Here is a 2465-nt window from a genome sequence, read left to right on the forward strand (position 1 = left end):
GTTGATGCCGTTTTTCTAGACATCAATATGCCTATGATGACCGGTTTTGAATTAATCAGTTTAATTGAAAATAAAACTCGAGTTGTCATTACAACAGCTTTTAGGGAATTTGCAGCCGAAAGCTATGACTTGGAAGTATTAGATTATTTAGTAAAACCCATTCCGTTACCACGATTTATAAAATGTATTCACAAAATTGAAGCCGAATACAATTTAAAAAATAATATCAAAATTGAAAACCATCGTATCGAACCGCACCTTTTTATCAAAGTCGATAAAAAAATGGTGAAAATCAATATTGATGAAATCCTTTTTGTTGAAGGAATGAAAGAATACATCAAAGTTGTCACTCCCGAAAAAACCTATATTACTCATAAATCATTAACTTCATTAACCGAAGAATTGCCTACTGATCGATTTATGCGCATTCATAAATCATATACAATTGCATTAAATAAAGTTAAATCAATTGAAGGCAATAGAATACAAATTTCCTCTTATACAATTCCCATTGGACGAAATTACAGTAAAGAAGTTAAAAGCAAAATCTTGGAATAATTTCTGCACATAACCTAGAGAATAAATCAAGAAAAAGTAACAAAATCGCCATTTGTTGACGAAATAATGTCGTTTATATAAAAGTGAAAAACTTTATATCAGAAAATTTTTTTTTGAAATTCTTAACAAATATATTTACAGTCTTGCAGCATCAGAAAATAATAATAACCAAAAAAAATTAAATTTTTAAAAATTATGAGTTCAGAAAATTCACAAACCAAGTGGGGACAATTTATTCCCCTAGTCATCGTATTCTTCTTTTGGGGATTTGTTGCTGCAAGTAACGACATTCTTATCCCGGTTTTCAAAAAAGCATTTGATTTAACACAAGGTGAAAGTCAATTGGTAGCTTTTGCTTTTTACATCGCTTATACAGTAGGTTCTCTCATTTATATGGGAGTCTCCGTTTTGATAAAAGAAGATTTAGTAAATAAAATTGGATACAAAAATGGATTGTCATTAGGACTACTTATATCTGCTTTGGGTACGCTTTTGTTTTATCCTGCGGCTAATACAGGTTCTTTTGCATTAATGTTAGCAGGTCTTTTTATTGTTGGATTGGGATTTTCACTGCAACAAACAGTTGCAAATCCATTGGCAATTGCTTTAGGTCCAATTAAAACAGGTTCACAACGTTTAACATTAGCAGGAGGAATTAATAATTTTGGAACTACTATTGGGCCGTTAATTGTTAGTTTTGCTATTTTTGGCTCAAGTGCCAGTGGTAACACCGATGCAAGTATTGAAAGCGTAAAAATCCCTTACCTAGTGTTAGGATTTGCATTTTTAGTAGTTGCTATTTTATTAAAATTCTCATCATTGCCAGAGCGACCAGAATTAATTGAAGAAGATGATTCTCATGATAAAATATCAGTAAAAACATCCGCCTTGCAATATCCTCAATTGGTCATGGGAATGATTGCTATATTTCTATATGTTGGTGTTGAAGTATCTACAGCAAGTAATTTACCAGCTTATATGGAAAGTAAATTAGGCTTTTTAACCAAAGATGTAGCTCCGTACATATCTTTATATTGGGCAAGTTTAATGATTGGTCGTTGGACTGGAGCAGTTGAAGCTTTTACAGAAAATATGAGCTTACTAAAGATATTAAGATTTCTAGCACCTTATCTGGCATTTGTAGTATTTTTAGCAGTAAATGCAATGGCAAATCACGATTTAACTCCTTTTTACATCTACGGCTTAGTAATTTTAGTATTAATCGGAGCAGATATGGCCAGTAAAGGTAATCCAGCCAGAATGCTTCTAATTTTTTCTAGTTTAGGAATTTTGGCTACTGCTGTAGGAATAACAACTAGCGGAATGATTAGTGTATATGCTTTTACAAGTGTCGGTTTATTTTGTAGCACATTATGGCCATGTATCTTTACTTTGGCAGTAAGCGGATTAGGAAAACACACCAGCCAAGGGAGTAGCTTCCTTATTATGATGATTATGGGTGGTGGTTTTGTAAGTGTGTTTCAAGGTAAAGTTGCTGATTTCGTTGGAATACAAAGTAGCTATATCGTTGGTATCATTTGTTTTGCTTATCTTGCTTTTTATGCTTGGAAAGTAAGTGCTATTTTAAAAGCACATGGAATTGATTTTGATAAAAAAGTATCAGGAGGACACTAAGAAGTTTTCGGATTTCAGTATACGGTTTACAGAAAAATAAATGCATAAAAAATCCCATTCTAATAAGACAGAATGGGATTTTTTTATAGAATTCAAATCACTGAGAATCGCATATATAAATTTTACTTGAACATCGGATCAAATATCAAATTTTCATCCAATTTTCAACAAAACTAAAAAAGTCCCATTTCGTGATGAAATGGGACTTTTTATATTAATATTTCCAAACCGAATACAGCAGTCTGTAAACTGAATATTTTTATTATTTGTTT

The 2465-nt window shown here is 31.8% G+C and carries 2 protein-coding genes; both read left to right on the forward strand.

Annotation, left to right across the window (positions count from 1 at the left end; genetic code table 11):
• Positions 1 to 558 (forward strand): LytTR family DNA-binding domain-containing protein (locus tag VFS71_RS12070; protein WP_326401537.1); only part of this gene is annotated, 558 nt, incomplete at its 5' end.
• A gap of 195 nt (positions 559 to 753) precedes the next feature.
• A complete protein-coding gene (locus tag VFS71_RS12075) occupies positions 754 to 2193 on the forward strand; it encodes an MFS transporter (RefSeq protein WP_326401538.1) in 1440 nt (479 codons plus the stop codon).
• The last annotated feature ends 272 nt before the right edge of the window (positions 2194 to 2465 follow it).

The organism is Flavobacterium sp. (genome assembly GCF_035760125.1).
Taxonomy (GTDB): domain Bacteria; phylum Bacteroidota; class Bacteroidia; order Flavobacteriales; family Flavobacteriaceae; genus Flavobacterium.